Origin of the sequence: Lysinibacillus sp. FSL K6-0102 (assembly GCF_038003545.1) — a bacterium.
Lineage (GTDB): Bacteria > Bacillota > Bacilli > Bacillales_A > Planococcaceae > Lysinibacillus > Lysinibacillus capsici.
The window spans coordinates 3070930-3097105 of sequence record NZ_JBBOPH010000001.1 but is presented as its reverse complement, the minus strand read 5'-3'; the positions used below and the strand labels follow the sequence as shown (position 1 = coordinate 3097105).

Below are 26176 nucleotides of genomic sequence, written 5' to 3'. Positions count from 1 at the left end.
AGTATGGATATGTTCGACAAAATCAATGACTTGTATGACCGTAAAACGGTAATTGAACTTGGTGGTGGCTATGATCGCATCGATAAGCAGCATGAGAAGGGGAAACTTACTGCTCGTGAGCGTATAGACTTGTTGCTAGACGAAGGTACATTTTTCGAAATCAACCCATTTATTACACATCGTACAGTAGACTTCGGCATGGAAAAAATGGAGGGACCTGGTGATGGTGTCGTAACTGGATTCGGTAAAATTAACGGACGTCCAGTATACTTATTCTCTCAAGATTTCACAGTGTTTGGTGGGGCGCTTGGTGAAATGCATGCGAAAAAAATGGCAACAGTGATGGATCTAGCTGCTAAAAATGGTACACCATTTATCGGCATCAATGACTCAGGCGGTGCACGTATTCAAGAGGGTGTTCTTTCATTAGATGGCTATGGTCATATCTTCTACCGAAATGCCATTTATTCTGGTGTGATTCCACAAATCTCTGTGATTATGGGACCTTGTGCTGGTGGAGCTGTTTATTCTCCAGCTATTACTGACTTTATTCTAATGGTGGATAAGACATCTCAAATGTTCATTACAGGACCTAAAGTAATCGAAACGGTAACAGGAGAGAAAATTTCTGCTGAAGATTTAGGTGGTTCGAAAGTAAATAATGCGGTCAGTGGGAATGCTCATTTCCGTGCTCCTTCTGAAGAGGCAGCGATTGATGAAATTAAAAAACTACTAAGCTACTTACCACAAAACAATAAAGAAAAGGCACCTCGTCAAGCTAGACCTGAAGGGGATGACTACCGTCCAGAAATCGTAGATACAGTACCAATCGAAACAACACGTCCATATGATGTACGTAAAGTTGTTGAGCAAGTAGTGGATGAAGGTTCGTTCATGGAAGTACATGCAGAGTTTGCTAAAAACGTAGTAGTCGGTTTTGCACGTATTGCTGGCGAATCAGTTGGACTTGTTTGTAACCAACCAAAAGTTCTTGCTGGTGGCTTAGATATCGATTCTTCTGATAAAGCTGCTCGTTTCATTCGTACTTGTGATGCATACAATATCCCAATCATCACATTTGAAGACGTTTCTGGCTTCTTCCCAGGTGTTAAACAAGAACATGGTGGTATTATTCGTCATGGTGCGAAAATTCTTTATGCTTATTCAGAAGCGACTGTTCCAAAAATTACAGTGATTTTACGTAAAGCTTATGGAGGCGCTTACGTTGCCTTAAACTCTAAATCAATTGGTGCTGACCTTGTATTTGCATGGCCAAATGCTGAAATTGCTGTTATGGGTGCTGCTGGCGCAGCTAACATCATTTTTGCCCGTGAAATTGCAAAATCAGATGACCCAGAAGCAACTCGTGCAGCAAAAATCGAAGAATATAAAGAGAAATTTGCTAACCCATATGTTGCAGCATCTCGCGGTATGGTAGACGACGTAATCGATCCACGAGATACACGTATCAAGCTGATTCAAGGACTTGATATGCTGTCAAACAAACATGAAACACGTCCAGAGAAAAAGCACGGTAATATTCCTCTATAATAGTCATACAAGCCTAGCAGCTCAAAAGTTGCTAGGTTTTTCATTGCCAAAAAGTGAAACATTTTTGTTTGTCATCCGTACTGATAGATATGAGGAGTTGAGATGAATGGAATGGCAGCAATTACAAACAGAGCAAGAAAAGATTCATGCACAACTTAGAAAAGCATCTAGATTAAACGAACAAAATCAGTTAATTGATGGGCAAATTAAACATACACAACAGGAAATAGACACTCATACAGCAGCACTCCACCAAATTCGATCCAAACTTGATAAATTGGATAGTTTCTCGTTTATGAATATGATTCGTACATGGACAGGGCAACAAGATGAACTGAGGGCAGAAAAAATTGATAAGGCGGCAGTACTTGAATTAAAGCTGAATGAAGCAAAGAAAATGCAAAATGATTTAGCAGAGGACAACGTGCAAGTGATGAATCAGCTTGCCCAGATTGATGAAAATGCGCTACAGCAATCACTTCAACAGGTCTACCTTAAAAAGAAGAAGTATTTACAGATTCATGATGCTGCCCAAGCAGAAAGGCTAGAGCATTTAGCACATGAGGAAATGCTAACAAAGCAGCTCATTAGAGAAATTAAAGAGGCGGAGGAAGCGGGAGAAGTAGCTCTTACAAGGCTAGGGCAAGCAGCAGCTTCATTACATTCGGCCAATGGATATTCCACATGGGATACATTTTTTGGCGGTGGGCTGATTGCTACGCACTTAAAGCATGATGCACTCGATCAGTCTGAAAACTATTTACATAGTGCTCAAATTGCGTTACAACGGTTTCATAATGAATTATTAGATGTTCATGAAATGTCTACGAAATCGCTGCATATTGAAACAGATGGGTTTGTTAAGTTTGCTGATTACTTTTTTGATGATATTTTTTCAGCATGGTCTGTTCATTCTAAAATCTCGACAGCAAGGGAACAGGTCTCGCGTGTTCAAGATGATGTACATAATACGATTTGGCGCTTACAGGATAAACATAATAAAGCTGTCAACTACTTACAATCATTAGAAAAAGAAAAAGAGCTTATTTTCAATGACTAGGGAAAGTCTGAGATTTTTCTCAGACTTTTCATGTTGTTGAAAAAAGATCGTGTCACTAGCAGAAAAAGACCTTTTGGCAAGGTGAGGGTGTGATTTCCGTTCCGCCAGTGTCTTTTTCAGGGGGCGTCCGATGAGCCGCTTCACTCACTGAGTTCGCTCCAGGGTCTCATCTGTGACGTTATGAACTGCACCCAAAATATTGGACTTAAAAAATCTAATATAGGGGGTGCAGTTAGTGATTTCTGATGAACAAAAGTTAGCCGCAGTTCTAGCTTACATTGAAGAAAAGGAAAGTACGTATCAGATTGCCAATAGATTACAGAGGGATCGACAGTACGTTCGATTATGGATTGAATTATATCGATACCATGGCATTGAAGGAATTATTCGTCCTCAAGGGTTCACGAATTACGAAGATTCTTTTAAAATAAAAGTAATTCAACACCTGATAGAGACGGGCGATTCGCTCCTTCAGACTGCTGCGAAGTTTAATATTCCTTCTCGTGAAACCATTCGGAGATGGAAAAAACAGTGGATGTCCAAGGCTGGAAAGGTGCTCTATCAAATAGAAAAGGAGCACCAATCAATGCCAAAAAAACAACCACCTTCGTCTGATTTAAATGAAAAAACAACGGAAGAGTTAAAAGCGGAAATTGAGTATTTACGGATGGAAAATGCCTATTTAAAAAAGTTGAAAGCCTTAGTTCAAGAAAAGGAAGCATTCAAACCGAAGAAAAAATGAGAGCTGTGTATGAGCTAAGGCTGGAATTTCCACTTCAAGCTCTATTAAAAGTGGCAAAAATCAAGAAAAGTACGTATTATTATCATCTTCAAAAATGGGTAAAACCAGATAAATATCAGGCGATCAAAGAACGAATCCAGACACTTTTTCATCACCATAAGGGGCGTTATGGCTATCGTCGTATTTGTCTTGCCCTCCGAAATGAAGGTTTTTTCATCAACCATAAAACGGTACAACGATTGATGCAAGAATTGGGCTTAAAAGGGACGGTACGCCCTAAAAAATACCGTTCGTATAAAGGGACAGTCGGCTATGTCGCAGAGAATGTCATCCAACGTGATTTTGAAGCCACTGCATCCAATCAGAAATGGGTAACCGATGTCACAGAGTTTAAAATAAACGGTCAAAAAATCTATGTATCGGCTGTATTAGATTTATTCAATCGAGAAATCGTTGGATATGAGGTATCAAAATCACCTAATTTTGAGTTAGTTCAACAGTCTTTTAAAAAGGCGTTTACGTATACAAAGTTATCGAAAAAGAGTGGCTTAATCATTCATTCTGATCAAGGATGGTTATATCAAATACCCCGTTTTAAAGCGTTATTGACAACGCATGAAATCAAGCAAAGTATGTCACGGAAAGGAAATTGTTTAGATAATGCCGTAATAGAAAGCTTTTTTGGTATTCTGAAATCAGAATTTCTGTACACAACTACGTTTAAAAACTATGTAGAATTTACAAAAGCATTAGCAGATTATATTTACTATTACAATCATGAGCGGATTAAAAGAAAACTCAACGGAAAAAGTCCCGTTGAGTATCGAAAAGCTTCGTAAAAAAGTTTATATTTTTGGGGTCAGATCATTAAATCCCCTAGGAGTGACACTGGCGGAACGGAAATCAACGATGTGGCAAAGTGTCTTTTCATTATCTTTCATACTAGCTAGCCGTAGCAATCAAATTAACCCATTATTTGTATAATTAGAGAAAGAATAGACTCTTAATTTCATTGCGAAGAAGTGATTAGTTACAACCCCCCTTCAAAAAATGGGTAGTGAAGATCTTCACTTTATTTGAAAACCTTTGCTAAAAAGTTAACATTTTGTAGGTTGGAGTGGAAGGCTACTTGACTCCCGTGGGATAGCGAGACAGGCGAGCCCCTGCACGGAGCGGTAGCGGAGGAAGCGGCTCGGCGCTCGCCCACAGGAAAGCAAGTAGCCTGCAACGGAAACCATTTTCACCTTTCAAAAAATTCTATTGATGGTTTTGTTCTTTAACACTATGGGAAAGTCTGAGATTTTTCTCAGACTTTTTATTTTGGTAGTATTGTTCAATGATTTCAACTCTTCTGACGTTGTGCTAAAATGATACATATACTATAACGTGGAAATACACGTAAACTAAGGGAGTTTTACAACATGACAAGTCGTTTAGTAGAAGAGTTTTTTGAGCTCGTACAAATTGATTCCGAAACAAAACATGAACAACTAATAGCACCAATTCTTGTAGATAAGTTAACTGCACTTGGATTTTCAGTGATTCAAGACGATGCACATACGCGTAATGGACATGGGGCAGGTAATATTATTGCCACATTAAAAGGCACATTGGATGTAGAGTCAATCTATTTCACTTCTCATATGGATACTGTCGTTCCAGGAAAAGGCATCAAACCGTCTTTACGTGAAGATGGCTATATCGTATCAGATGGTACAACGATTTTAGGTGCCGATGATAAAGCAGGACTAGCTGCTCTATTTGAGATGGTCAAACGTTTGAAAGAGCAAAATATTGCACATGGCGATATTGAATTTATTATTACGGCTGGTGAAGAAAGTGGCCTTGTTGGCGCTAAAGAGTTAGATCCAGCTAACATTAAAGCAAAATATGGATTTGCGGTTGATAGCGATGGCAAAGTTGGTGGTATCGTGACAGCAGCACCATTCCAAGCGAAAATTTTCACAAAGATTATTGGAAAAACGGCACATGCAGGGGTTGCTCCTGAAAAGGGCATTTCTGCCATAACAGTCGCATCAAAATGCATTGCTCAAATGAAACTAGGTCGTTTAGATGAAGAAACAACAGCGAATATTGGGCGTTTTGAAGGTGGACAAGCGACGAATATTGTTTGTGACGAAGTGACAATCCTTGCAGAAGCACGCTCTATAGACAAAGCTAAATTGGATGCGCAAACAAAGCATATGCAAGATACGTTTGAACAAGTAGCTGCTTCTTTAGGCGCACGTGCAGAGGTAGAAGTGAAGCTAATGTATCCAGGCTTCCGTGTAACGGAATCGGATAAAGTAGTTCAGGTAGCTATGGCTGCTGCACGCAATATTGATCGTACACCGACACTAGGCATTTCTGGTGGAGGCTCAGATGCAAACGTCATCGCAGGCTTTGGTATTCCTACAGTTAATTTATCTGTTGGATACGAGGATATCCATACAACAAATGAAAAAATACCAGTAGAAGAACTTGAAAAATTAGCAGATTTACTAGTAGAAATCGTCAAAGAATCGGCGAAAAACTAACAGTCGAATAAGGATGTGACCCTATGGAAAGTGTCAAAGCAGTCGTTTTTGCTTGTGGGACAGAGGAGTATGCTGTACCTGTGGAGCAAGCGATTTCAATTGAAAAATTAGAGCAAGTAACACCTATTCCTCATTTACCTAACTATCTTCTAGGCTTTACAAGAATTCGCGGTGAGCTTGTACCTGTTCTTGATTTTGAACGCATACTGTACAATCGTTCATCGAATACAGCAACTGCTCGTATCATTGTGTTGAATACAGATGTTGTTAATTATGGATTACTTGTTACAGAAGCACGTGAAATTCTTGATTTCGATGAATCAGTACTTCAGCAATTGGGTCTAGTCAATTATAGTAAAACACGCTATTTTACTGCGGTAGCTAATCTTGAAAATCGAATGATAACATATGTTGATCCAAAAATACTGGTTAATTCATTAGAGGGCATTCGAGAAATTATCGATTATTTACACAAAATGCTTGAAAATGAAAAGGAAAACGTAGAGGCTTAAGTACTCTACGTTTTTTTATGTTTGAATAGTAAATTTAACCTGTATTTTGTCGTTTTTACCTGATCATACATGTGACAATTATGCATTATACCTACAGACAAACAATTACTAACCGCGTATGATAATGATTAAGAAAAAACTGAAAAAGGCAAACTTCACCGAAAGGGAGGGACGCAAAGCCATGAGTCTAAACACTATAATTTCAGTGCAAGATTGTCAGGTTGCCAGGTTCTGTTCTAGGAGCCGTGGCGAGTAGAATGGAGTTAGTTCGTATGAAGAGACAATTAAAAGTATGGACCGCACTAATCGTCATCATGATTAGTTCATTAGCTTTATCAAGTGGAAAGGTTGATGCAATGTCTATACAGGAAAAGGCTACATGGCTGTGGGATACATCCCTCATCATTGATGACCAAGAAAAAATATTATTATTTTTAGAACATAACGATGTCAATAAAGTTTATCTGCAAATCGATCAAGGCATAGCGAGCAATGACTATAAGCATTTTATTAGTAACGCTTCTCACAGAGGTATTCGCATTTATGCATTGGATGGTGCTGCAAGCTGGGTTTCAGCTGAGGGTAGTCGAAGCCAAGACGAATTGTTTAATTGGTTACATACATATAATGAGAATTCAACTGAATCTGAGCAATTTTCTGGGGTTCATCTTGATGTAGAACCTTATTTAAATAGTGGATGGAGCTTACATCAAGCACAAACGATAGAATCCTATCAAACACTAATAATGAAAGCAAGTCAGTTACAACTTACTTTAGAAGTAGATATGCCATTTTGGTTTGATGAAGTTCAGTATAATAACCAATTTGGAAAAGGGTTATTAGCTGATTGGGTCATTGACCATACGGATAGTGTGACGATCATGGCCTATCGTGATGCTGCAAAAGATATTATCTCTATTGTAGAACATGAAATCGCTTATGCTTCCACTGTGAATAAATCAATTGTAATTGGTGTAGAAACAGGCGCTTCAGAGGAAGGGGAAAATATTACTTTTTATGATAATGGAGAAGCCTTTATGAATGAACAGCTTATACTTGTTCAGCAACATTTTTCAAATAACGATGCTTTTCATGGAGTAGCCATTCATTATGTGGAGAATTGGATGACCATGCGTCCATAAAAAAAGTCCTTCCAGTGTTAAACTGGAAGGGCTTTTCTATTGGTATTAGGACAGTCGACCACTGTAGTCCTCGAATTTAAATTCACGAATGACTTTAATACCTTCTTCATCATTATAAGAAACGATAGATGGTAAGTTGACACCGTTAAACATATGGTTTTTCACCATTGAATAATGAGCCATATCTGTGAATACAAGACGATCACCTGGTTTTAATGGCTGTTCAAACGAATAATCGCCAATCACATCACCAGCTAGACATGTTAGTCCGCCTAAGCGATATGTGTGTGCTAATTCATTTGCTTGTCCAGAACCAATAATCATTGGACGGTAAGGCATTTCAAGTACATCAGGCATGTGACATGTTGCTGATGTATCTAAAATAGCAAGATCCATTCCATTTTCTTGAATATCTAGCACCGTTGCTACTAAATAACCTGTATTAAGGGCTACTGCTTCACCTGGCTCAAGATAAACAAGCAGGTTATACTTTTCTTGAATATAATTAATGATGTTCACAAGTTTTTCTACATCATAATCATCACGTGTAATATGGTGACCGCCACCGAAGTTTAACCATTTCATTTGGTGTAAAACATCACCAAATTTTTCCTCAACTACTTCAATAATACGCTCTAATGTATCAGAATTTTGTTCACACATCGCATGGAAGTGTAAGCCATCGATACCATCAAGCTGTGATTTATCAAAGTTAGCCAATGTTGTACCAAGGCGAGAGTTTGTGTAACAAGGATCATAAAGAGCTGTTTCAATTTCAGAGTATTCAGGATTCACACGAATACCACATTCAATTGTTTTACCAGCAGATTTAACTTTATCCTTGAACTGAGCCCATTGGTTAAATGAGTTAAATACGATGTGATCCACATAGCCTAGAAGCTCGTCCATTTCATGCTCAATATAAGCAGGTGCATAAACATGAACTTCTTTGCCCATTTTCTCATAGCCAAGACGTGCCTCATGCAGTGAGCTAGATGTAATGCCCGCTAAATATTCCCCTACTAGTGGGAATGTTGAATGCATAGAGAAGCCTTTAAGGGCTAATAAAATGCGGCAGCCTGTTCGATCTTGAATTGATTTTAAAAGCTCAAGATTCTTTGTTAATAATCGCTCATCCACTACATAAGAAGGGGATGGAACTTTTGAAAAATCAATTGGTTTCATCGGCTTAATTCCTTTGCATCTAAATCAAGGTCTAATAATTCTGGGTTATGGCTTTCTTGCCATGGTAGACCCCATTTATTTAGTGCATCCATGAATGGATCTGGATTGAAATCTTCCACATTCCATACACCTGGTTTACGCCATTCACCGTTCATCACAAGCATTGCACCGATCATAGCTGGTACGCCAGTTGTGTAAGAAATCGCTTGTGAACCAACCTCGTTGTAGCACTCTTCGTGGTCACATACGTTGTACACATAGTACGTTTTTTCTTTGCCATCTTTTAGACCGCGAATGATACAACCGATGTTTGTTTTACCTTTTGTACGTGGTCCAAGTGAAGCTGGATCTGGTAATACCGCTTTAAGGAAGTGGATTGGTTGAATCATTTGCCCTTCGAATTCGATTGGCTCAATTGATGTCATACCTACGTTTTCTAACACTTTTAAGTGTGTTAAGTATTTTTCAGAGAACGTCATCCAGAAGCGGATTTGTTTTAAACCTTTGATATTTTTTGCAAGGGATTCAAGCTCTTCATGGTATAGAAGGTAAATATCTTTTGGTCCAATTTCAGGTAGGTTATACACTTCTTTTTTCTCAAGTGGTGCAGTTTCAATCCACTCGCCTTCTTTCCAGTAACGACCATTCGCTGTAATTTCACGAATGTTAATTTCTGGGTTGAAGTTTGTTGCGAAATGATATCCATGATCTCCCGCATTGGCATCCACGATATCGATATAGTGGATTTCATCAAATTCATGTTTTTGTGCATGAGCTGTGAAAACGCCTGTTACACCTGGGTCAAAACCGCTTCCAAGTAATGCAGTTAAGCCAGCTTTTTCAAACTTCTCTTTATAAGCCCATTGCCATTTATATTCAAATTTTGCCGTTTCAGGTGGCTCGTAGTTTGCAGTATCCACATAGTGCACACCTGTCGCTAAGCAAGCATCCATAATCGTTAAGTCCTGATAAGGTAGAGCCACGTTAATCACTACATCTGGTCCGAAAGCTTTAATAAGCTCAATAACCTCTTCTGTATTGTCTGCGTCTACCTGTGCAGTATGAATTTTTGTTTTTCCGCCGTCTAGTTTTTCTTTTAGAGCGTCACATTTTGAAACAGTTCTACTTGCGATACAAATTTCCTCAAATACGTCCGAATTTTGAACACACTTGTGTACCACAACACTGGCAACTCCGCCAGCTCCGATAATCAATGCTTTACCCAATTGTCTACCCCCAAGTTCATATAAAGTATTGTCAAACAAGCTGATTATACAGAAAATTGATATACTACTCAATCATTGTTTTAAAATTTTCTACAAAAAATTTTATTTTTCTACAACAATTAGACGTATACGGAGGGGAATGCCTCGGAAAAGAAGGGAATCATGAATAAATCTACAACGCCATTTTAGTAAAAATAGCTGTTGTATAGACTTAATTAATTGGTGAAGTTTCATCACAATTCATCCAAGATACTACGACATCAAGTAAATATTTTTCTAAATGAATGTTTTGACATAGTATCTCTTCCGATTGACGATTTGATACCAACTACTAAATCATTTCTACTAACTTTACATAAAAAAATCCCTCTACATATAGAAAGGGAAGGAACCACATTAAATCTGTGTACTGGAAAATGATGCATATTATTTCAGAAAACGATTGGATACTTGTTGTTTTTCTTCCCCCCATATATAGAAGAAAACCACAAGCAAAGTACTAAAAAAACCCATCACAAGAGCATACGTACTGAGGGCTACTCCCACTTGACTTTGCATGGCATAAATAAAAATGGCCCCTATTGTTAACAAGTTGCCTGTAACAATCGATACTAGATGAAAGCGTTTATTCATAGCAAGCCCTCCTATTAGATGAATTGGTAGTGCTCAGGATATAAGATAATTAACTTCAATTATCGCACAATTCAGAACTTTTTCCAATGTTTTTATCTTACTAGAATAATTAAAGATGCTTTTTTAATACATCTTTTTGTAGTATGATGAAACACAAAAGGAATATTCATAGATTATTACAAGAAAGGGGAGAGGATGGATCGTGAAATTACGCAATTCATTAACTTTTCAACTTGGGACGATTATCGCTGGTATTTTAGTGGTGATGCTAGGGATTACTTCGTTCGCTACATACATAACTGCTTACAATAAACTTTATGATGCTGCTGGTGTTGAGGCCTATGGCTGTGCCAATATTACGACAGGTTTGATCAATCCGCAACAATTGGACAAGGCCATTCAAGGCGACAAGGCTGTACAGGAAAGCATTGGGAACGATTTGAACTGGACAACAGGTCATAAAGATATTTTCCAAACACAATATATTTTATCGTTGGATGGCACATTATTAGCGCTTGATGATCATTTGGCTGAAAAAGGTTATGCCCCTGGTGATCAATTTTATTTAGATAAAGAAGCTATTGATATGTTGCTTACACATAAGCATCCAACATATTCACAGCCTTATACTTATGCAGGGATGGACCGTTTATCTGGCTATGCCCCTATTTTTAAAGACCATGATTCCAGTAAAGAAATTATTGCCATTAGTGTCATCGACTTTGATGCCAATATCGTGAAGGAGCGAACATGGGATGTTGTACGAAATGGGATTTTAATTAGTATTTTCCCTATGCTAATTGCTTCCATCATTACAGGCTTTTTAATTCGTCGTAAAGTAAGACCGATTAGTGTGCTGATTCAGCAGGCGAAAGAAATTGCCAATGGTAATTTAGCTGTACCTGAAACAAAAATTAACAGTAAAGATGAAGTAGCGGATTTAGCGAATACATTAAATCGAATGACAGCTAATTTACAAAATATGATTATGACGATGCGTTCCACTTCTAACACTTTAACGAATAACGCAGATGAAACCGCTTCCACCCTGAACGATATGAGCAATACCATTCAAGGTGTCGCCAATAATATCGAAGAGGTAACAAGTGCCGTGACGGCAGGGATGCACCATGCTGAAAATGCGACAGATGTTCTTACTTCTCTAGCGCAGGACCTTCAAATGATTCAAAGCAATACCAATAACAGTGCTGATAATGCTAGACAAACGATGGAATTAGCAACAGAGGGTGAGCGACTAGCAAAAGATATAAGCAATGATATGGCATTAATTCATAGCGGATCAGGTGAGGTACAACAATCAGTAGAAAACTTAGTTACATCTGCAACCAAAATTCAAACGATTACAACGTCTATTGCAAACATCGCATCACAAACAAATTTGCTAGCACTGAATGCTTCCATTGAAGCGGCTAGAGCAGGGGAGCATGGCAAAGGCTTTGCTATTGTTGCTGAGGAGGTACGGAAGCTTGCTGAGCAATCTAATCAAGAGGTATTGCAAGTTGAACAGCTTATTCAGGATATAATGAAGCATGTGCAGCAGGTCATGTCATCTACGAATGATAATACGCAATATATTGAAAAAGGAACAGAGACAGTACGTCTAACCGCACAATCTTTAGGAAATATTTCTACAGCAGTGGCTGCAACAGTAGAAGAAATGATTGCCATTTCTAATGCTATGACCGCTGAAAACGAAAAATCTACACGTATTGTGCAGATGATTCAACAATTAACAGAATCTATTCGTGATATAGAAGAAACGATGAATATGATTACTGTCGCAGCACAGCAAACAACTGCAAGCATTGATGAGGTGGCACATGGCTCTAATGAAACAAATCACATGGCACACACACTCGAACAGCATGTAAAGGCGTTTAAATTAAAAGAATAATAGAAAAATTAGGACATGTTGGCTTTTGCTAATACTACTTAAATGGTAAACTAGCAATAAGATTTTTCTTTTGCGAAGGTGAGGATTTTAATGGTGGTAAAACAAATGAACGAGCAAGTTCAACAAGTCAATGACTTATTTTTGAGTGGTCAAGTAAAGGAAAGTTATCAACTAGCTAAAGAAATATTGGGCAATGATACAGCGATCGCAGAAGAGGCCTATCAAGTCATTCAGCAGCATGTGGCAATGCTAGAGGCAAATAGGTATGCAAATATGCCTCAGCCTACTGATGACAAAGCAAAGCAAAGTAAGGAACGTACAGATGGTTCGTATCCAGAACGAGATGTTCTCGCAGCTTATATAGGTAGTCAGGATGATGAGCAATTTGGTAAAGTGGTCGATGAATTATTAGCAGGACCTATAGAAGCGCAGGCGAACGCCTATTATACAATGGCAGAATATTATGTCCTTGCAAAAGAACAGGATAAGGCATCAGTACAGTATGCGGAGGCAATCAAATTGCAGCCTAATAAGGCATTGTATTGGGGAGCATTTGCACAGTTTTTAAATCGTCACGAAGGTAGCCCTTATTTGGCATTAAGACTGATTGAAGAAGCAATACTCCTAGATGGAATGAATCCTCGTTGGCACTATATTCAAGGTAATATATTTTTCCAGCTAGTAGCAGCGACAAAAAATTTAAGCTATTTACCTGCCTTGGAAGAAGCATGGGAGAAAGCTAAAAAACGTTGTACAGCTAAGCAGGTCACATTGAAATTGGATTTGGAGAAGTCAAAAGATTTGTTAGCGCAATGGAAAAAGCAAATGCTCTAACAGGTATCTATTAATAATTATTTCCTTTCAAGTATAATTATGCTATAGTGAAACCATAAACGGACGTATGAAGCTTATCGATGACATGAAAGAAGTGTTTTTTTGAGTTTATATGTAGCGTATGTATTGGTAGGATTTGCCATTGCCATGCCTGTAGGAGCTATTACAGTAGAAATGACAAAGCAAGGACTCAAAAATGGTTTCATGCACGGCTGGGCAGTTGGGCTTGGTGGTATGACCATTGATATTGTATTGGTTTTTGCTTTGTATATGGGACTAGCTTCCATCTTGGCTATGCCTTTAATTCAACTACCTATGTGGATTATTGGAGCGGGCTTTTTATTCTTGTTAGGCTATGATTCTATCAAGAACGCTGACCATGATATTACATTGGCAGGAGAAAAAGTAACCAAATCGTTTTTTGCCTCTTATTTTAACGGCTTACTAGTGGCCATTTCGCCTGGTAATCTTGTTTTTTGGGTCAACGTATTTGGTGTGGTGCTAGCAAAATCTTATGGACAAGGGGAGTCAACGAGCTTTTTAATTATTGCTGCTGGTGTTTTAAGTGGAATTTTACTCCACGATATCGGTTTGCTGACCATTGTCTCGGTTACTCGTAAAGCTATGAATCGGAAGATGATTAGGACATTTACAATTGTCGCAGGATTCTTATTGATTGGTTTTGCTTGTTATTTTATCTATGAATTTATACAAGGAATTAAGATTTATATATGAAAAGTGCGATCCCTAAAGATCGCACTTTTTTTATTGCGCAATAGCCTCAGTATGCTCTTTTAAACAAGCTAAAATTTCTTCTGCTACTTCATGCGCTAATGCTAGTTCTGAAGTAAAGCCAACACAAGAACAATTCATCTCACCTAAAATATAGCAATCTTCTCCGACTTCATTGGTATCTAGCATAAAGTCGGCTGTCCAGATTAGCGGTAAATCATAATTGCCTAGTAGGTTTGTTACTTGAGGGAGCTGCTTTAAAAAGTTTTGTACCAGCTCTTGCCAGTCTTCAGGTTTGTCATAGCGATATTGAGCGCCAGAGAATAGAGTTGCACTAAAGGCATCCTCGGTAGCAGCTGGTTTTTTATGTACGACGTGTACAGGATGATCGCGCAACATGAATAAGCGGATTTCTCCTTCTGTAATCCTTGGAAGAAAGCGCATATCGATTAACATACCATTCGTCCCTGTAATATACTGCTCACAAAATGTCATAAAGTCGCCAAGCTGCCAATATTCTACATGATTATCTTTTGCTTCAGTACATTTGATTTGTGCATCAAGTGGCACTTCAGTGATACCCTCTGCTAGCGGTTCCACCAATTTTACACGCCAAATACCTTCTCCAGTTGAACCACGATTTTGCTTCAAAACACGCTCTGTTAAAGCTAAGGAAGTAGGGAATTGTTTTTTGAATGCTTCGATTGTGTAGTAGGCAAATGTATCATCAGGTACTAAATTTGTTGTCGTCAGTTTTGATAATACGTCTTTTGAACCATAGCTAATCATGGCGTCTGGATGTGGCATCCCTATAACGCCAGCTTGGCATAGCTCTCGTAGCATAGCAAAGTACTCATCCTCATGCTGTAAGTTGCCTGGGTTAATGCGAGATACATAGGCAATACCATGTTCCTTAACATAGTGAAAGATTTCCTGCTTTTTTGTGATATCAAAGAAGAGTACCTCTGCATCCTGTCCACGTTGCTGTAGCGCTTCCACCATTGGCATTGTATCTGGGCGATAGCCATCTGGTCCTTTATCTGTGCCGCCTTCCACCTCGAAAAAAATAACTTTTTTATCCATAAAATACCTCCTTATATCTGTTGTTATGTTCAGTATAGTAGACAAATAAGGAGAAAAGATAGATAAAATATGTAAATTTTATGTATAAATTCATATATTATTATCTCGGTAATAGGAGGTATTGACTATTAAAATTCATAACTCTCTTAATTTTCTGTTTTCAAGCTTGCTTTTTCTGAAATACTGTAAGGTATAAAATCATAAGAAGAATTAGCAATGTACCAATAAACTGATAGCCACCAAAAGCAATCTTTAACCACCAAACACTTGTGATGACAGCCATTAATGGTTCAAGACTACCTAGTAGGCTTGACTCCTTTGGTGAAAGATAGTGCAAGCTAGCAATATAAAACCAAAAAGCGAGCATTGTCCCAAAAATAACAATAAAGAGAAAATAGGCAATGGTTGAAAACGTCCAATCAGATAGATCGATAGCCCATGGTGGGTGAGCTATACTCATTACTATACCACCGATGATCATCGACCAGCCGACAACTAGTAATGAATGGAATTGCTGTAAAAGTGGGATGGCATAAATGGTATAAAATGCAACAGAAATACCAGATAAGATACCCCATAACACAGCCATTAAAGGAACGGACAATGTTGAAAAAGAACCGTTTGTTAATAATAAAAAGGTCCCCACAAGTGTAAGTGACACAGCTATACCATCCTGCTTTGTCAATGGACTTTGCCTCGTTAGAAAGTAATAAGCCATGATAAACAGTGGTGCTAAATATTGCAATAATGTGGCTACAGCTGAATTACCAATAGCGATTGACATCATATAGGTGTATTGGACAGCAAGCATGCCGAGTAGGCTAAATAAAATTTGTCTAAAAGCATTTTGCTTTGTGCGCCATATGACGAAAATCGATTCATGCCGATGGGTCATTTTATATATAGCTATTAGTAACAGACCTGCTAAAAGTAAACGACTAGAAACAAGCCAGCCGACCTCTAAATTGTCCTGCTGAAATAGTCGTTGGGCAACGGTCCCTCCGATTCCCCAGAAACTTGCTCCAAGAATAACTAGTAGAAAGCCCAGTGTACGTTTATTTTGGATAATTTGATTCATCTGTTTACATCTCCTAAACTATCAATATAAGATGATTATAAAGTGATTAAGTGGAAATAAATATCGATTTAATCCAATAAAATATCAATATATTGAGGTGTTAGAGATGCCGTTAACACATATTAAAATTGCCAAGGATTTACAAGAATTAACCTTGCATGGAACAAAAGAATTTCCAGTTGCCTTGTATGAAACGATTATGCGATTAGAAAGCATGGATTTTCTACCTCTCCATTGGCATAAAGAAATACAATTTGTTTTTATAAAAAAGGGATGTGCTCAGTATCGAGTGGGGACCGACGTTTTTGTTTTGAACCAAGGCGAGGGGCTCTTTATTAATGCCTCTGGATTACATGAAGCAAAGCCTTATCAAATTGAGCAAGCGATCGTTTATTGTGTAAATGTAGATCCAAAGTTAATGGGGGGGCATGAGGGCAGTATCTTTTTCTCAAAATATGTAGAACCGTATATTACAAGAAATCGAATACCTTATGTCAAACTAACAGGAGAGTTGGCACAGAAAGTAGCAACGATTGCGGAATTAATGCGAGAGCAAACCGCTTTTTTTGAGTTAAAGGTACGGAGAGAGCTTCTATTTATTTGGGAATCCATGCTAACCCAATCTTTATTGACAGAACAAATAATGGATTCTGCCACTATTGTGCAGCATGAACGAGCAAAAGCTATGCTAGATTTTTTACATGCACATTATCAGCAGAAAATAGCATTAGAAGATTTAGCTAGCCATGTGTATATAAGTCGCGCTGAATGTAGTCGTTTTTTTAAGAAAATAGTGGGCATGACACCGTTTACCTATTTATGCCAATATCGACTGCGCAAAAGCATAGAATTATTGAAGGGTAATGAGCTATCGATAACAGAAATAGCTATTAATACAGGCTTTAGTACCGTCAGTTATTATATTGAAAAGTTTAAAGAATACACTGGCTATCCGCCACATGTTTATCGTAAGAAGTTTTTAAGTGTGAAAAATAATTGAACGTGAATGGAAATAGGACCATCTTTTATTCTCAAATTCTATACAAGATGAACCATTTGGCATAAAGTAAAATTATTAGTAGAGAGGGGGCATTGTGAATGATGGTCTTAAAAAGTAAGCAAAATATTTGGCTAGCCTTATTATTAGTGGTATTAGCGAGTAACTATACACTCTATAATACAGGATTTGGCACATCCCTTTTACCTATCGAAACAAATGGTGTTGTCATGGGCTCATTAATTGACTGTATTGTGGTGGTGCCTGTGCTATTTATGCTTTATAAAGGTAAATTTTCATTAAAGCAAGCCATCCTATTAGCTGCAGCTGGCTGTATTGCTGCACGTTTTATCATTCCTATGGAACACCTTCAGCCTTATGTGGCAGTGACATGGGCTGGCTTTGCGATTGAAGGGTCTATTATTCTATTAGAAATTATCCTAGTGGCAACACTTGTACGATACCTGCCAAAAATCCTAGGGGAAGTGCGGAGAAGCTCTTTACCAGATCTCTTTTCATTTTCAAAAGCTGTAGAAAAACATGCACCCAAGCATCCAGTTATTCAGATGATCTGTGCTGATTTATTAGTGCTTTATTATGGTTTCGCGAGTTGGAAAAGACAAGAACGACAAGGTTTATCTTTGCATAAAAATTCTAGCTATATCGCTTTTCAGCTCATGATTATTCATGGGATTGCTATTGAAACGATTGGTATTCACTGGTGGCTACATGAAAAGTCAATGATACTTTCCATTGTGTTGCTTGTTTTTAATATTTATTCAGTAATCTTCTTTCTTGCGGATATGCAGGCTATTCGCCTAAACCCTGTTTATGTCACAAATGATACATTGTACTTATCTCTGGGATTAATGAAACGTACTGAAATTCGTTTTGATCATATTGCTGAAATCATCGAAGACAAGGAGCGGTTAGAGGGAAAATTATCAAAAGATACGATAGACTTTATAGCACGTGATTTTGGTGAGGCCTATCCGCATTTTATTTTGAAAATGAAGCAGCCTGTGGAAGTAACGTTTATGCTAGGGATCAAGAAGCACTATAGTCACATAGCCATTAAAGCAGACCAGGTTCAAGAATTTAGACAAATGCTTGTAGAAGGAATGGCAATGAGCCAACATCATTAAAATTACTTATAAAGTAGTAGTCAATGTTTTGTGATCAAAACATTGACTATTTTTTTATTGATTGATTTTAATACTATTTAAACTAATTTTAACCTTCGGATTTTATAGTTTTAATGTACTGAGAATGATTGATTTACAGGAGGGCTTTGTTTTAGCGAAAGATTGATAGGTTGAAAATTGTATGCCTGAGATAAAAGGGGAAGTGTAATAACAGCACGAATTAGTACATGATTACAAAACCGCAATGTTCAACATGGCTATATGGAAGTACCAATAACGAAGAGATCAATCAAATACAGTCTATGACAGAGCAACAGCCATCCTTTGGTATGTAGTGAACGGATTGAAATGAGGAAATTCCAGCCTGCACTAGCAGAATTAAGCACAGAAAGACGATATGAGCAGATTACATATTATGTAGAAACACCAGATCACTTGTTCCAAAATTTTCTTTAATAAAAGGCGAAGCGCATTTATTGGAGAAATATTATAATAAGCTTATTGAGCAACATACCATTTCTGACAGCATTACAAAAATTTTTATTCCCGTACATCCAATCGTGTTCTTAAAGAACAAGTAATGTTAGAAAATGTAAGAGTAACAAAAGATACGAAAACAAAAACCTCGGCATCTTTCTAGTCGATCAAAATCTACGAGCAAGTATTCCTTTACTGGTGTTTTTTATGTAAAGGATATCTGTCCTATTATGATAGAGACACTATCTGTTCATTCGAAGAGTCTATCATATTATACCAAAGAAGTTAGAGGGCCTCGTTTTTAGCTTTGCTGGACAATCAGTTAAACAAATAAATCTAAAGGTAGCATGGCAAAAATATAAGCGGTTACAAAGATGATATATAACTAGCATAGAAGAGGAGGGATTGTGTATGAACGATTGCATTCTTTTACAGTCTAGTCAAGATTGGCATCTACAGAGAATGTATATGAAGAAGTTCAACAAACTGGTACTGGTAAAAAGTGTTCATCATAATTCAGCAGAGACAAGAGCCAAACTACAATATGAATTTTCCTTGTTTTCGAATGAGCAAAATCCTTGGTTATTAAAGCCAATAGCTATTGATTATATAGATGATCAATATGCGATCATCTATGAAAATTTTAATGGAGTCCCCTTAAAGCAATTCAGTAATAACTTGATTTCTTTGCATCAATTTCTACAGATTGCCATTGACCTTGTCAATATTTGTATGAAAATGCAACAAAGTGGTTTACTTTATCTACACCTACATCCTAATCAAATCTTAATCAATCCTAATTCTTTAAAAATAAAACTATTAAGCTCTGAATTTAGTACAAAATATGATGTAGAATCTCCAGTTGTGATTGAAAATCCCTATGAACGACTAGAACAGCTACCCTATTATGCACCTGAGCAAACTGGCAGACTTCATTTAGAGGTAGACTATCGGACAGATCTATATGCACTGGGGACCATTTTTTACGAAATACTGGGCGGTCAATTGCCTTTTCAAGCAAAGGATGCCGTCGATTTGATTTATGAAATCATCACAAAAAAACCAGAACCATTGGTAAGTTTAGACAGTCGTTATCATTCATTGCTTTGGGAAATGATTGAAAAGCTATTAGCTAAAAACCCAGCTGATCGTTATCAAAGTGCCATTGGTTTGAGAGAGGATTTGCTACAAATCCAACAGAAACTTTTAGTAAACGAACCGCTTGAAAATTTCCTGCTTGGTGAACAGGATTTGCATCTGAATACGGGACTGTCTACTAAGCTTTATGGGAGAGAATCGCAATTCGCAGAGCTTTCCTCTGTTTTTCGTCAGGTTGCAAAAGGTGACAAAAAGATGGTTACGATATCAGGACAAGCAGGGTATGGAAAGTCCAAGTTAGTTCAAGAATTAAAGGGTGAAATAGCGGCCGCAAAAGGCTATTTTATTACAACTAAGTATGAGCAATTGCAATTAGAAAATGACTATTCCATTGTTATCCATCCTTTAAGGAGTTTATTGAAATTTATTTATATGGAAGGTGAAAGGTCTGTCCATTTATGGAAAAAATTATTTCAAGAGATTAAATTAGTTGTGACAGATGAACTTATCCATCTATTACCTGAACTTAAATGGTTTGTGAAGGAGGAAGTACATTTCCAAAAAGAAGTTAGCCAAAATACAAAACAGCTCCATTCCTATACGTTTATATCGATTCAAAAAATTTTATTAACATTTGCTATGCAGAAGAAACCAGTTATATGGTTTGTAGATGATTTGCATTGGGCCAATCAAAGTACAGTTGAAATTATGACCCAAATTTTTGAGCAACACCGAGCAGGATACTTTATGATGATTGGTACATTCCGAGTGAATAAGGACAGCGCAGAGGAGGAAAATCAGCAAAGAACTTCTAGTTTTTCGAGCGGTCATCATATCCATTTACCCTTGCTTCAGGAACAACATGTTCAACAATGGTTGGAGGCATCTTTCCAGGCAAAGCCTCATACCATACAGATAATTGCCAAGCAATTATTTAATTTGACCAAAGGGAATCCGTTATTTGTGAAAGAGGCGTTTCGATCACTTCAGCAAGATAACACAATTTATTTTAATGCAACAACAAAAGAATGGGAGTTTAATCGTAAGAAATTTAATTTATCCCGATTGAACAACGAGCTACTTGTCTTTATTGAAACTAGAATGGCTAATTTAACAACAGAAGCCCATGAGATTTTACGCATAGTTGCATGTTTTGGTCAGCGCTTTGAATTTACAGATGTCTTAAAGCTCGTGTCCTTATCAGCTCAAGCGTTATTAAAACGCCTGGAAACACTTGTTGAGAATGGCTTTATTATTCCGTTAGATGCCCATTATAAATGGGCAAGTACGTTAGAGCATGAAGGGATTTTACATACATTTTCTACCAAATTCCAATTTGTTCACGATCGTATTCAACAAGTAGCTTACCAAGACTTATCAGGGCAATTGCGTGCTAAATACCATTATCAAATTGGTCAGCTTTTAACAGATGACTCTCAAATGGCTGCAGATCATGATCGATTAAGCGAAATCGTCATGCATTTCAATTACAGTCGCCACTTATTGACTGGGAAAGAAAAGCAAAAGCTGGCTATCTGGAATTATCAACTCGGTATTGAGGCTAAAAGAATAGGGCTCTTTGATAATGCACTAAAATTTTTTACAACTAGTAAAGAACTATTGGCGCCTGATCATTGGGAGACTAGGAGAGAACAGTCGGTTAAATTATATGCGAATTTAGGTGAATGTGAATATTTAACAGGCCACTACGAACAATCGGAAATGCATTTAACAGAAGCTTTGCAACATGCAGAGACAAAATTAGAAAAACTGATGATTAACAATTTGAAAACGGTATTATACATTGAGTCCGATAACCCTACTATTGGTCTAGAAGCAGGCTTGGCAGGTTTTCAAGTTGCGAATCTTAAAATTTCAGCATATCCTAAAAAGTCACAGCTTCTAAAAGAGTATCTATTGTTGAAATGGGCATTGCGACATATGTCTGACCAAGACTTGTTGCAGCATCCGCCAACGAATAGTAAAGAAATTGATATTTTGATTCATTTAATTATTAACATGACGGCAAGTGCTTTCCTATTAAATCCTAACTTAACAGGCATTCTTTTAATGAAAGGGCTGCGTTTACAGTTGAAGTATGGCGCTACATCGAAAAGCGGCATGGTATTGATTAACTATGCTATGCTTTTAAATGCAGGTTTTGCCAATATAAAAGAAGCCACTCGCTTTGGCAAACTTGCCATCATCGTTGCGGATAACCAAGAAAGCATATATATCAAGGGCCATACTTATTATGTGTATGGCGTGTTTATCAGTCATTGGACAGAGCCCTATGAAACCAGTATTCAATATATTAATGAGGCTCAAGCAAAAAGCCAAGAGCTTGGCTTATATCATTTAGTATCCTCAGCATCATGTTTTATTGTCACCATACGACTTATTCAGGGTGTTGTTACCCTAGAGGATTTGCAACAAGAAATTAAACGACAACAAGAGGAATTTTCTATTCATGCAAGTACCCTTTCGATTGACTTTTTAGCAGAAATGGGGAGATGGATGAATATCCTCCGGTCTCCACATCATCCTGTATATTGGGCTTGTCCCATCACAATACAGGATCAGCCTGCTATTAAAATCATGCATTATACTGTGCGTTTACAAATGTCCTTTTTATTAGCGGATGAAATACAAGGGAAAGCGATTCTGGTGGAATTAAAGAAGCTAAGTAAGGACACTTATACATTACCAATCACCACGGTCTATTATTTTTATCGGGCCATGTGGCAATTTCACTTTCTGCATAGTCAAAATTGTCAGGTACAGGAGAAGAGGTTATTTTTAACGGATATACGTCAAAGCCTCAAGAAATTTAAGAAATGGGCTGTTTATTCTTCAGAAAATTATGAGCATCTCTATGCTTTATTAATGGCAGAGAATTACCGTTTACACAATAACGACAGTGAGGCAGAACTCTATTATGACCGAGCAATACGATTAGCAAGTATGAATGGTTTTGTCCAGGATACAGCATTAGCATATGAACGAGCTGCAAACTATTATCTCGCAAAACAGCAAAAGAAAACGGCAAGGCATTATATATTGAATGGTATTCAAAGTATTGAAACGTGGGGAGCAGAAACAGTTGCTAGAAGATGGGCAAGAGAATATCAAGTGCATCGCAAACTGGAGAATCACAGTAGAGAATCACTCACGTTTGATATGATGACGGTTTTTGAGACGACTCAATCATTTGCAACAGCTATTCGTATGGAAGATTTACTGCATAAAATATTGTTTTCACTGTTAAAGCATGTGGGGGCAGATAGTGGCTATTTCATTCATAAACAGCAGCAGGAATTATTGGTGTTAGCAAAGGCGGAAGCTGCGGAAAAAACATTTACGATGTATGATCAACAAAGTATGGAGAATTTTAATGCGAATATGCAATCGATAATACGCTATGTTCTTAATAGTAAAGAGCATGTGATTATCGACAATACACAAATAACACAGCATCCTCTTTTCTCCTATTCGACGGCTAAATCTATTCTTTGCCTACCGATTATCCATCAAAATGAAATTATTTCGATATTGTATTTTGAGAATACTTTAATGACGAATGCCTTCCATCCATCTCATGTTCAGCTATTGAAAGTAATTGCGGCTCAAATTGCCGTTTCTTTTGAAAATGCGAAAATATATGGAGATTTAGAAAAACGTGTTCAGTTGCGTACTAGGGAGCTAGATGAGACGAATCGGCATTTGATAAAAATGAATGAACGTTTAGAAAAAAATGAACTGGAACGTAAAAAACTCTTGCATAGTATTTCCCATGAATTACGCTCCCCGTTAACCTCTACATTAGGGTATATAGAACTTATGCTAGAGGGCGTGATTGATGACGCAGTAGCCAGAAAGAAATATTTAATACGAAGTAAAGAAAGGCTATTATCATTAAATAACTTAATTCAAGATTTGTTTGATTTAGCAAATCTAGAAGCTGGTAGAGCAGAATTTTCTTTTACAGAGGTAAAGGCAAAGGAATTATTTTTACAAATGGCAACCCGTTATGAGGATGAAGTAAAACAATCAGGATTAACATTCAGTGCTCACTTTTACGGTCATGAAGAAGCTCAGCTACTGATTGATAAAACGCGAATCAATCAAGTGATTGAAAATATCATGACCAATGCAATGAAATATACATCAAATGGTGGTATTCAATTGTCTTTCCATGTAGAGGACAAGCACTTGTTTTGTTCGATTGCAGATAGTGGCATTGGTATTGCTGAGAGTGATCTTCCCTTTATTTTTGATAGCTATTATCGAGCAACTAACACTCATGAAGCACATTCGCATGGCATTGGCTTAGCTATCTGTAAACAAATTGTTCGCCAGCATAATGGTGAGATTTTTGTTGAAAGTCTTGAAAATGAAGGAAGCATATTTAGCTTTACATTACCACTAGTTAAGGTATTGGCAAAAAATTAAAAAGGGGTGGTGAGTGTTTTCTTACTTCTCACCACTCTCTTTTTTATAAACGAATTGGTAGCCAAAACCTCTCACTGTTTGAATCCATTTCGGCTTTGAGGGGATATCTTCAATTTTACGACGAAGCGTACTAATATGGACAGATACGGTTTTCAAATCAGTGACACCGTCATAGCCCCACACATGATCAATGAGTTGATCGACACTAATCACTTGATTCGCATGCTCAATTAGAAAAAAGAGGAGTAGCTTCTCCTTCGTAAATAAATTTAAAAGCTGTCCATCCTTATAAACATTTTTCTCATCTAAATGTATGGACAAATTATCTATATGTACAATATTACTTTTCTTTGTTGGGTTTCTTCTTTTTAAATTTGCTTGGATACGGGCCAATAATTCTTTTGGAATAAATGGCTTTGTCATATAATCATCTGCCCCCACCTCAAAGCCCTCAAGTTTCTGTTCAATTAGATGATTGACGGTCACAAAAATGATAATGACATCCGATACATCACGGATTCTTTTGGCTAACTCGAAGCCTGTACCATCTGGTAAATTAACATCTAACAAGATTAAATCTGGTTGTTGCGTGACAGCGAGATGCCAGCCACTGGATAGAGATGATGCCTTTAATACATTATAGTTAGCATTAGCTAGCGTGAGCGATAAAACCTCCATAATATCTATATCATCTTCCACTATTAAAATTTTCTCGTTCGACATATCTATTAATCACCTTCCTATTTCAAATATACCAACTTTTGTCTAGGTTGGGAATTAGAAGACTTAGGACTCGAATGATTTTAGAATCCCTCATAACCTTAGTCAAAATAATCATGCGAGTTTACTAAAAATAAATAAAGACTTCTATTTCCCATTAGAAATGAAGTCTCTAAAAAATTAATCTAAGTGTGCGATAGCTCGGAGTAGATCATCACGGATGGCCTCCCAAAATTGCTGTTGAACACTATCACTGTACGTATAAAGCTCTTTATGTTGAACATGGTCATAGATGGCAGCAATCGTTTCTTGATGAAAAGAGAGACGATGGTTTAATAGCTCTCGTTCTTCTTCAATACAAAATAGTTTATAAATATCGGATAAGCGTTCAAACTTTGCTAATTTCTGTGTCATCACTTCATATTGTGTTTGATGAAAACGTCCTACGGCAGAAGTCATTGAGATTTTTGCCCGATGCTCTGCTTGTAATGTCCGATACTCCTCTTGACGGATGGCCACACGATACCAAAATTCATAACGATTAGGTAATTCTTTTAGTTCATAGGTAAGTAATGATTTTAAAATTGAATGCACTTGTTCATATGTATCGATGATCTTCGCTGGTTCTTTAAAAATGCCAAACATACTACCACCCCCATGTAGTTTAATACTACGAGTGAAGATTAAAATCCTTTAAAATAATCATAATATTCAAAAGCGAGAACCTGCTAATTATTGAAACCCTGACTCCGTAGTTACGTAAAGATTTACAGGGGGTGAGTCAATGTATGAGTATAAATTTGTACAAACACATTTAGGTAGCTTTTTTCAGGAATCTACCTATCGGAAAACAATCGAAGAATACGCGAAGCAAGGTTGGCGTTTAGTGCAAGTATTGCCGATTGCTTATAATGGTCATGGGAAACCAACAGACTATGAAATCATTTTTGAGAGATTATTATCATGACTATCAATGAACGCTAGATTCTTGCCATAAATGGTGGGAGTTTAGCGTTTTCTTATTTTAATACAAAATTTGCTGTTTTTATTAACAAAA

General features: G+C 37.3%; 21 protein-coding genes and 1 riboswitch. Of the genes, 14 read left to right on the top strand and 7 right to left on the bottom strand.

All coding sequences use genetic code 11. The features are described 5' to 3' along the window. Positions 1-3 precede the first annotated feature (3 nt). The 7 genes from NYE73_RS15780 (at position 4) to NYE73_RS15750 (ending at position 7544) form a co-directional block, all read left to right on the top strand. Positions 4-1551 (top strand): acyl-CoA carboxylase subunit beta, encoded by a 1548-nt coding sequence (locus NYE73_RS15780; protein ID WP_009370220.1) that lies wholly within the window; start codon positions 4-6, stop codon positions 1549-1551. Positions 1552-1657: 106 nt separating this feature from the next. Next, positions 1658-2611, top strand: coding sequence for a hypothetical protein (locus tag NYE73_RS15775; protein ID WP_259950891.1), 954 nt, complete (start codon positions 1658-1660; stop codon positions 2609-2611). Between the two features lie 235 nt (positions 2612-2846). Beyond that, positions 2847-3353, top strand: coding sequence for a helix-turn-helix domain-containing protein (locus tag NYE73_RS15770; protein ID WP_066038258.1), 507 nt, complete (start codon positions 2847-2849; stop codon positions 3351-3353). Then, on the top strand, positions 3350-4192 hold the full coding sequence (locus NYE73_RS15765) for an IS3 family transposase (protein WP_066038259.1): 843 nt from the start codon (positions 3350-3352) through the stop codon (positions 4190-4192). Before NYE73_RS15770 ends, NYE73_RS15765 begins: the two co-directional genes overlap by 4 nt. A 582-nt stretch (positions 4193-4774) precedes the next feature. After that, on the top strand, positions 4775-5890 hold the full coding sequence (locus tag NYE73_RS15760; protein WP_066036221.1) for a M20/M25/M40 family metallo-hydrolase: 1116 nt from the start codon (positions 4775-4777) through the stop codon (positions 5888-5890). Positions 5891-5913: 23 nt separating this feature from the next. Next, positions 5914-6402, top strand: coding sequence for a chemotaxis protein CheW (locus tag NYE73_RS15755; RefSeq protein WP_004231214.1), 489 nt, complete (start codon positions 5914-5916; stop codon positions 6400-6402). A gap of 137 nt (positions 6403-6539) precedes the next feature. After that, a riboswitch (cyclic di-GMP riboswitch) is annotated at positions 6540-6631 on the top strand. Between the two features lie 43 nt (positions 6632-6674). Next, positions 6675-7544, top strand: coding sequence for an amidase (locus tag NYE73_RS15750; protein WP_259950838.1), 870 nt, complete (start codon positions 6675-6677; stop codon positions 7542-7544). Positions 7545-7589: 45 nt separating this feature from the next. Here the strand turns inward: NYE73_RS15750 and nspC are convergent, their stop codons facing one another. From nspC to NYE73_RS15735, 3 genes are all read right to left on the bottom strand, one after another. Then, positions 7590-8729: a carboxynorspermidine decarboxylase gene (gene nspC, locus NYE73_RS15745; RefSeq protein ID WP_004231219.1), complete on the bottom strand. Its 1140-nt coding sequence runs from the start codon at positions 8727-8729 to the stop codon at positions 7590-7592. After that, entirely contained in the window at positions 8726-9955 is a 1230-nt protein-coding gene (locus tag NYE73_RS15740) for a saccharopine dehydrogenase family protein (RefSeq protein ID WP_048392314.1), read from the bottom strand. Before NYE73_RS15740 ends, nspC begins: the two co-directional genes overlap by 4 nt. A 426-nt stretch (positions 9956-10381) precedes the next feature. Beyond that, positions 10382-10588 carry a hypothetical protein gene (locus tag NYE73_RS15735; protein ID WP_004231223.1) on the bottom strand — a complete coding sequence of 69 codons (207 nt, stop codon included), beginning with the start codon at positions 10586-10588 and terminating at the stop codon, positions 10382-10384. Positions 10589-10790: 202 nt separating this feature from the next. On the opposite strand from NYE73_RS15735, the gene NYE73_RS15730 reads away from it, so the two are divergent. From NYE73_RS15730 to NYE73_RS15720, 3 genes are all read left to right on the top strand, one after another. Next, positions 10791-12503 (top strand): methyl-accepting chemotaxis protein, encoded by a 1713-nt coding sequence (locus NYE73_RS15730; RefSeq protein WP_259950836.1) that lies wholly within the window; start codon positions 10791-10793, stop codon positions 12501-12503. Between the two features lie 90 nt (positions 12504-12593). After that, positions 12594-13337 carry a tetratricopeptide repeat protein gene (locus NYE73_RS15725; RefSeq protein WP_259956470.1) on the top strand — a complete coding sequence of 248 codons (744 nt, stop codon included), beginning with the start codon at positions 12594-12596 and terminating at the stop codon, positions 13335-13337. 102 nt (positions 13338-13439) lie between these two features. Further along, a complete protein-coding gene (locus NYE73_RS15720; protein WP_259950834.1) occupies positions 13440-14072 on the top strand; it encodes a LysE family translocator in 633 nt (210 codons plus the stop codon). A gap of 30 nt (positions 14073-14102) precedes the next feature. Here the strand turns inward: NYE73_RS15720 and NYE73_RS15715 are convergent, their stop codons facing one another. Both NYE73_RS15715 and NYE73_RS15710 read right to left on the bottom strand, forming a co-directional pair. After that, a complete protein-coding gene (locus NYE73_RS15715) occupies positions 14103-15152 on the bottom strand; it encodes a Cj0069 family protein (RefSeq protein WP_112118333.1) in 1050 nt (349 codons plus the stop codon). Between the two features lie 160 nt (positions 15153-15312). Further along, on the bottom strand, positions 15313-16230 hold the full coding sequence (locus tag NYE73_RS15710; protein ID WP_103118402.1) for a DMT family transporter: 918 nt from the start codon (positions 16228-16230) through the stop codon (positions 15313-15315). A 106-nt stretch (positions 16231-16336) separates the two neighbouring features. Between NYE73_RS15710 and NYE73_RS15705 the strand changes: the two genes are divergently transcribed. The 3 genes from NYE73_RS15705 (at position 16337) to NYE73_RS15695 (ending at position 24399) form a co-directional block, all read left to right on the top strand. Beyond that, positions 16337-17230, top strand: a complete 894-nt coding sequence (locus NYE73_RS15705) for an AraC family transcriptional regulator (protein ID WP_259950833.1) — start codon at positions 16337-16339, stop codon at positions 17228-17230. A 98-nt stretch (positions 17231-17328) separates the two neighbouring features. Beyond that, the gene (locus NYE73_RS15700; RefSeq protein WP_259950832.1) at positions 17329-18372 is read left to right on the top strand and encodes a beta-carotene 15,15'-monooxygenase; all 1044 of its coding nucleotides are present in this window, start codon (positions 17329-17331) and stop codon (positions 18370-18372) included. Positions 18373-19260: 888 nt separating this feature from the next. Next, positions 19261-24399 carry an ATP-binding protein gene (locus tag NYE73_RS15695; RefSeq protein ID WP_259950831.1) on the top strand — a complete coding sequence of 1713 codons (5139 nt, stop codon included), beginning with the start codon at positions 19261-19263 and terminating at the stop codon, positions 24397-24399. Between the two features lie 21 nt (positions 24400-24420). Here NYE73_RS15695 and NYE73_RS15690 read toward each other — a convergent pair whose 3' ends face one another. Both NYE73_RS15690 and NYE73_RS15685 read right to left on the bottom strand, forming a co-directional pair. Next, positions 24421-25122 carry a response regulator transcription factor gene (locus NYE73_RS15690; protein ID WP_048392324.1) on the bottom strand — a complete coding sequence of 234 codons (702 nt, stop codon included), beginning with the start codon at positions 25120-25122 and terminating at the stop codon, positions 24421-24423. Positions 25123-25299: 177 nt separating this feature from the next. Beyond that, entirely contained in the window at positions 25300-25764 is a 465-nt protein-coding gene (locus NYE73_RS15685) for a hypothetical protein (RefSeq protein WP_112118338.1), read from the bottom strand. Between the two features lie 139 nt (positions 25765-25903). On the opposite strand from NYE73_RS15685, the gene NYE73_RS15680 reads away from it, so the two are divergent. After that, a complete protein-coding gene (locus tag NYE73_RS15680; protein WP_048392326.1) occupies positions 25904-26086 on the top strand; it encodes a DUF4177 domain-containing protein in 183 nt (60 codons plus the stop codon). Positions 26087-26176: the final 90 nt, after the last annotated feature.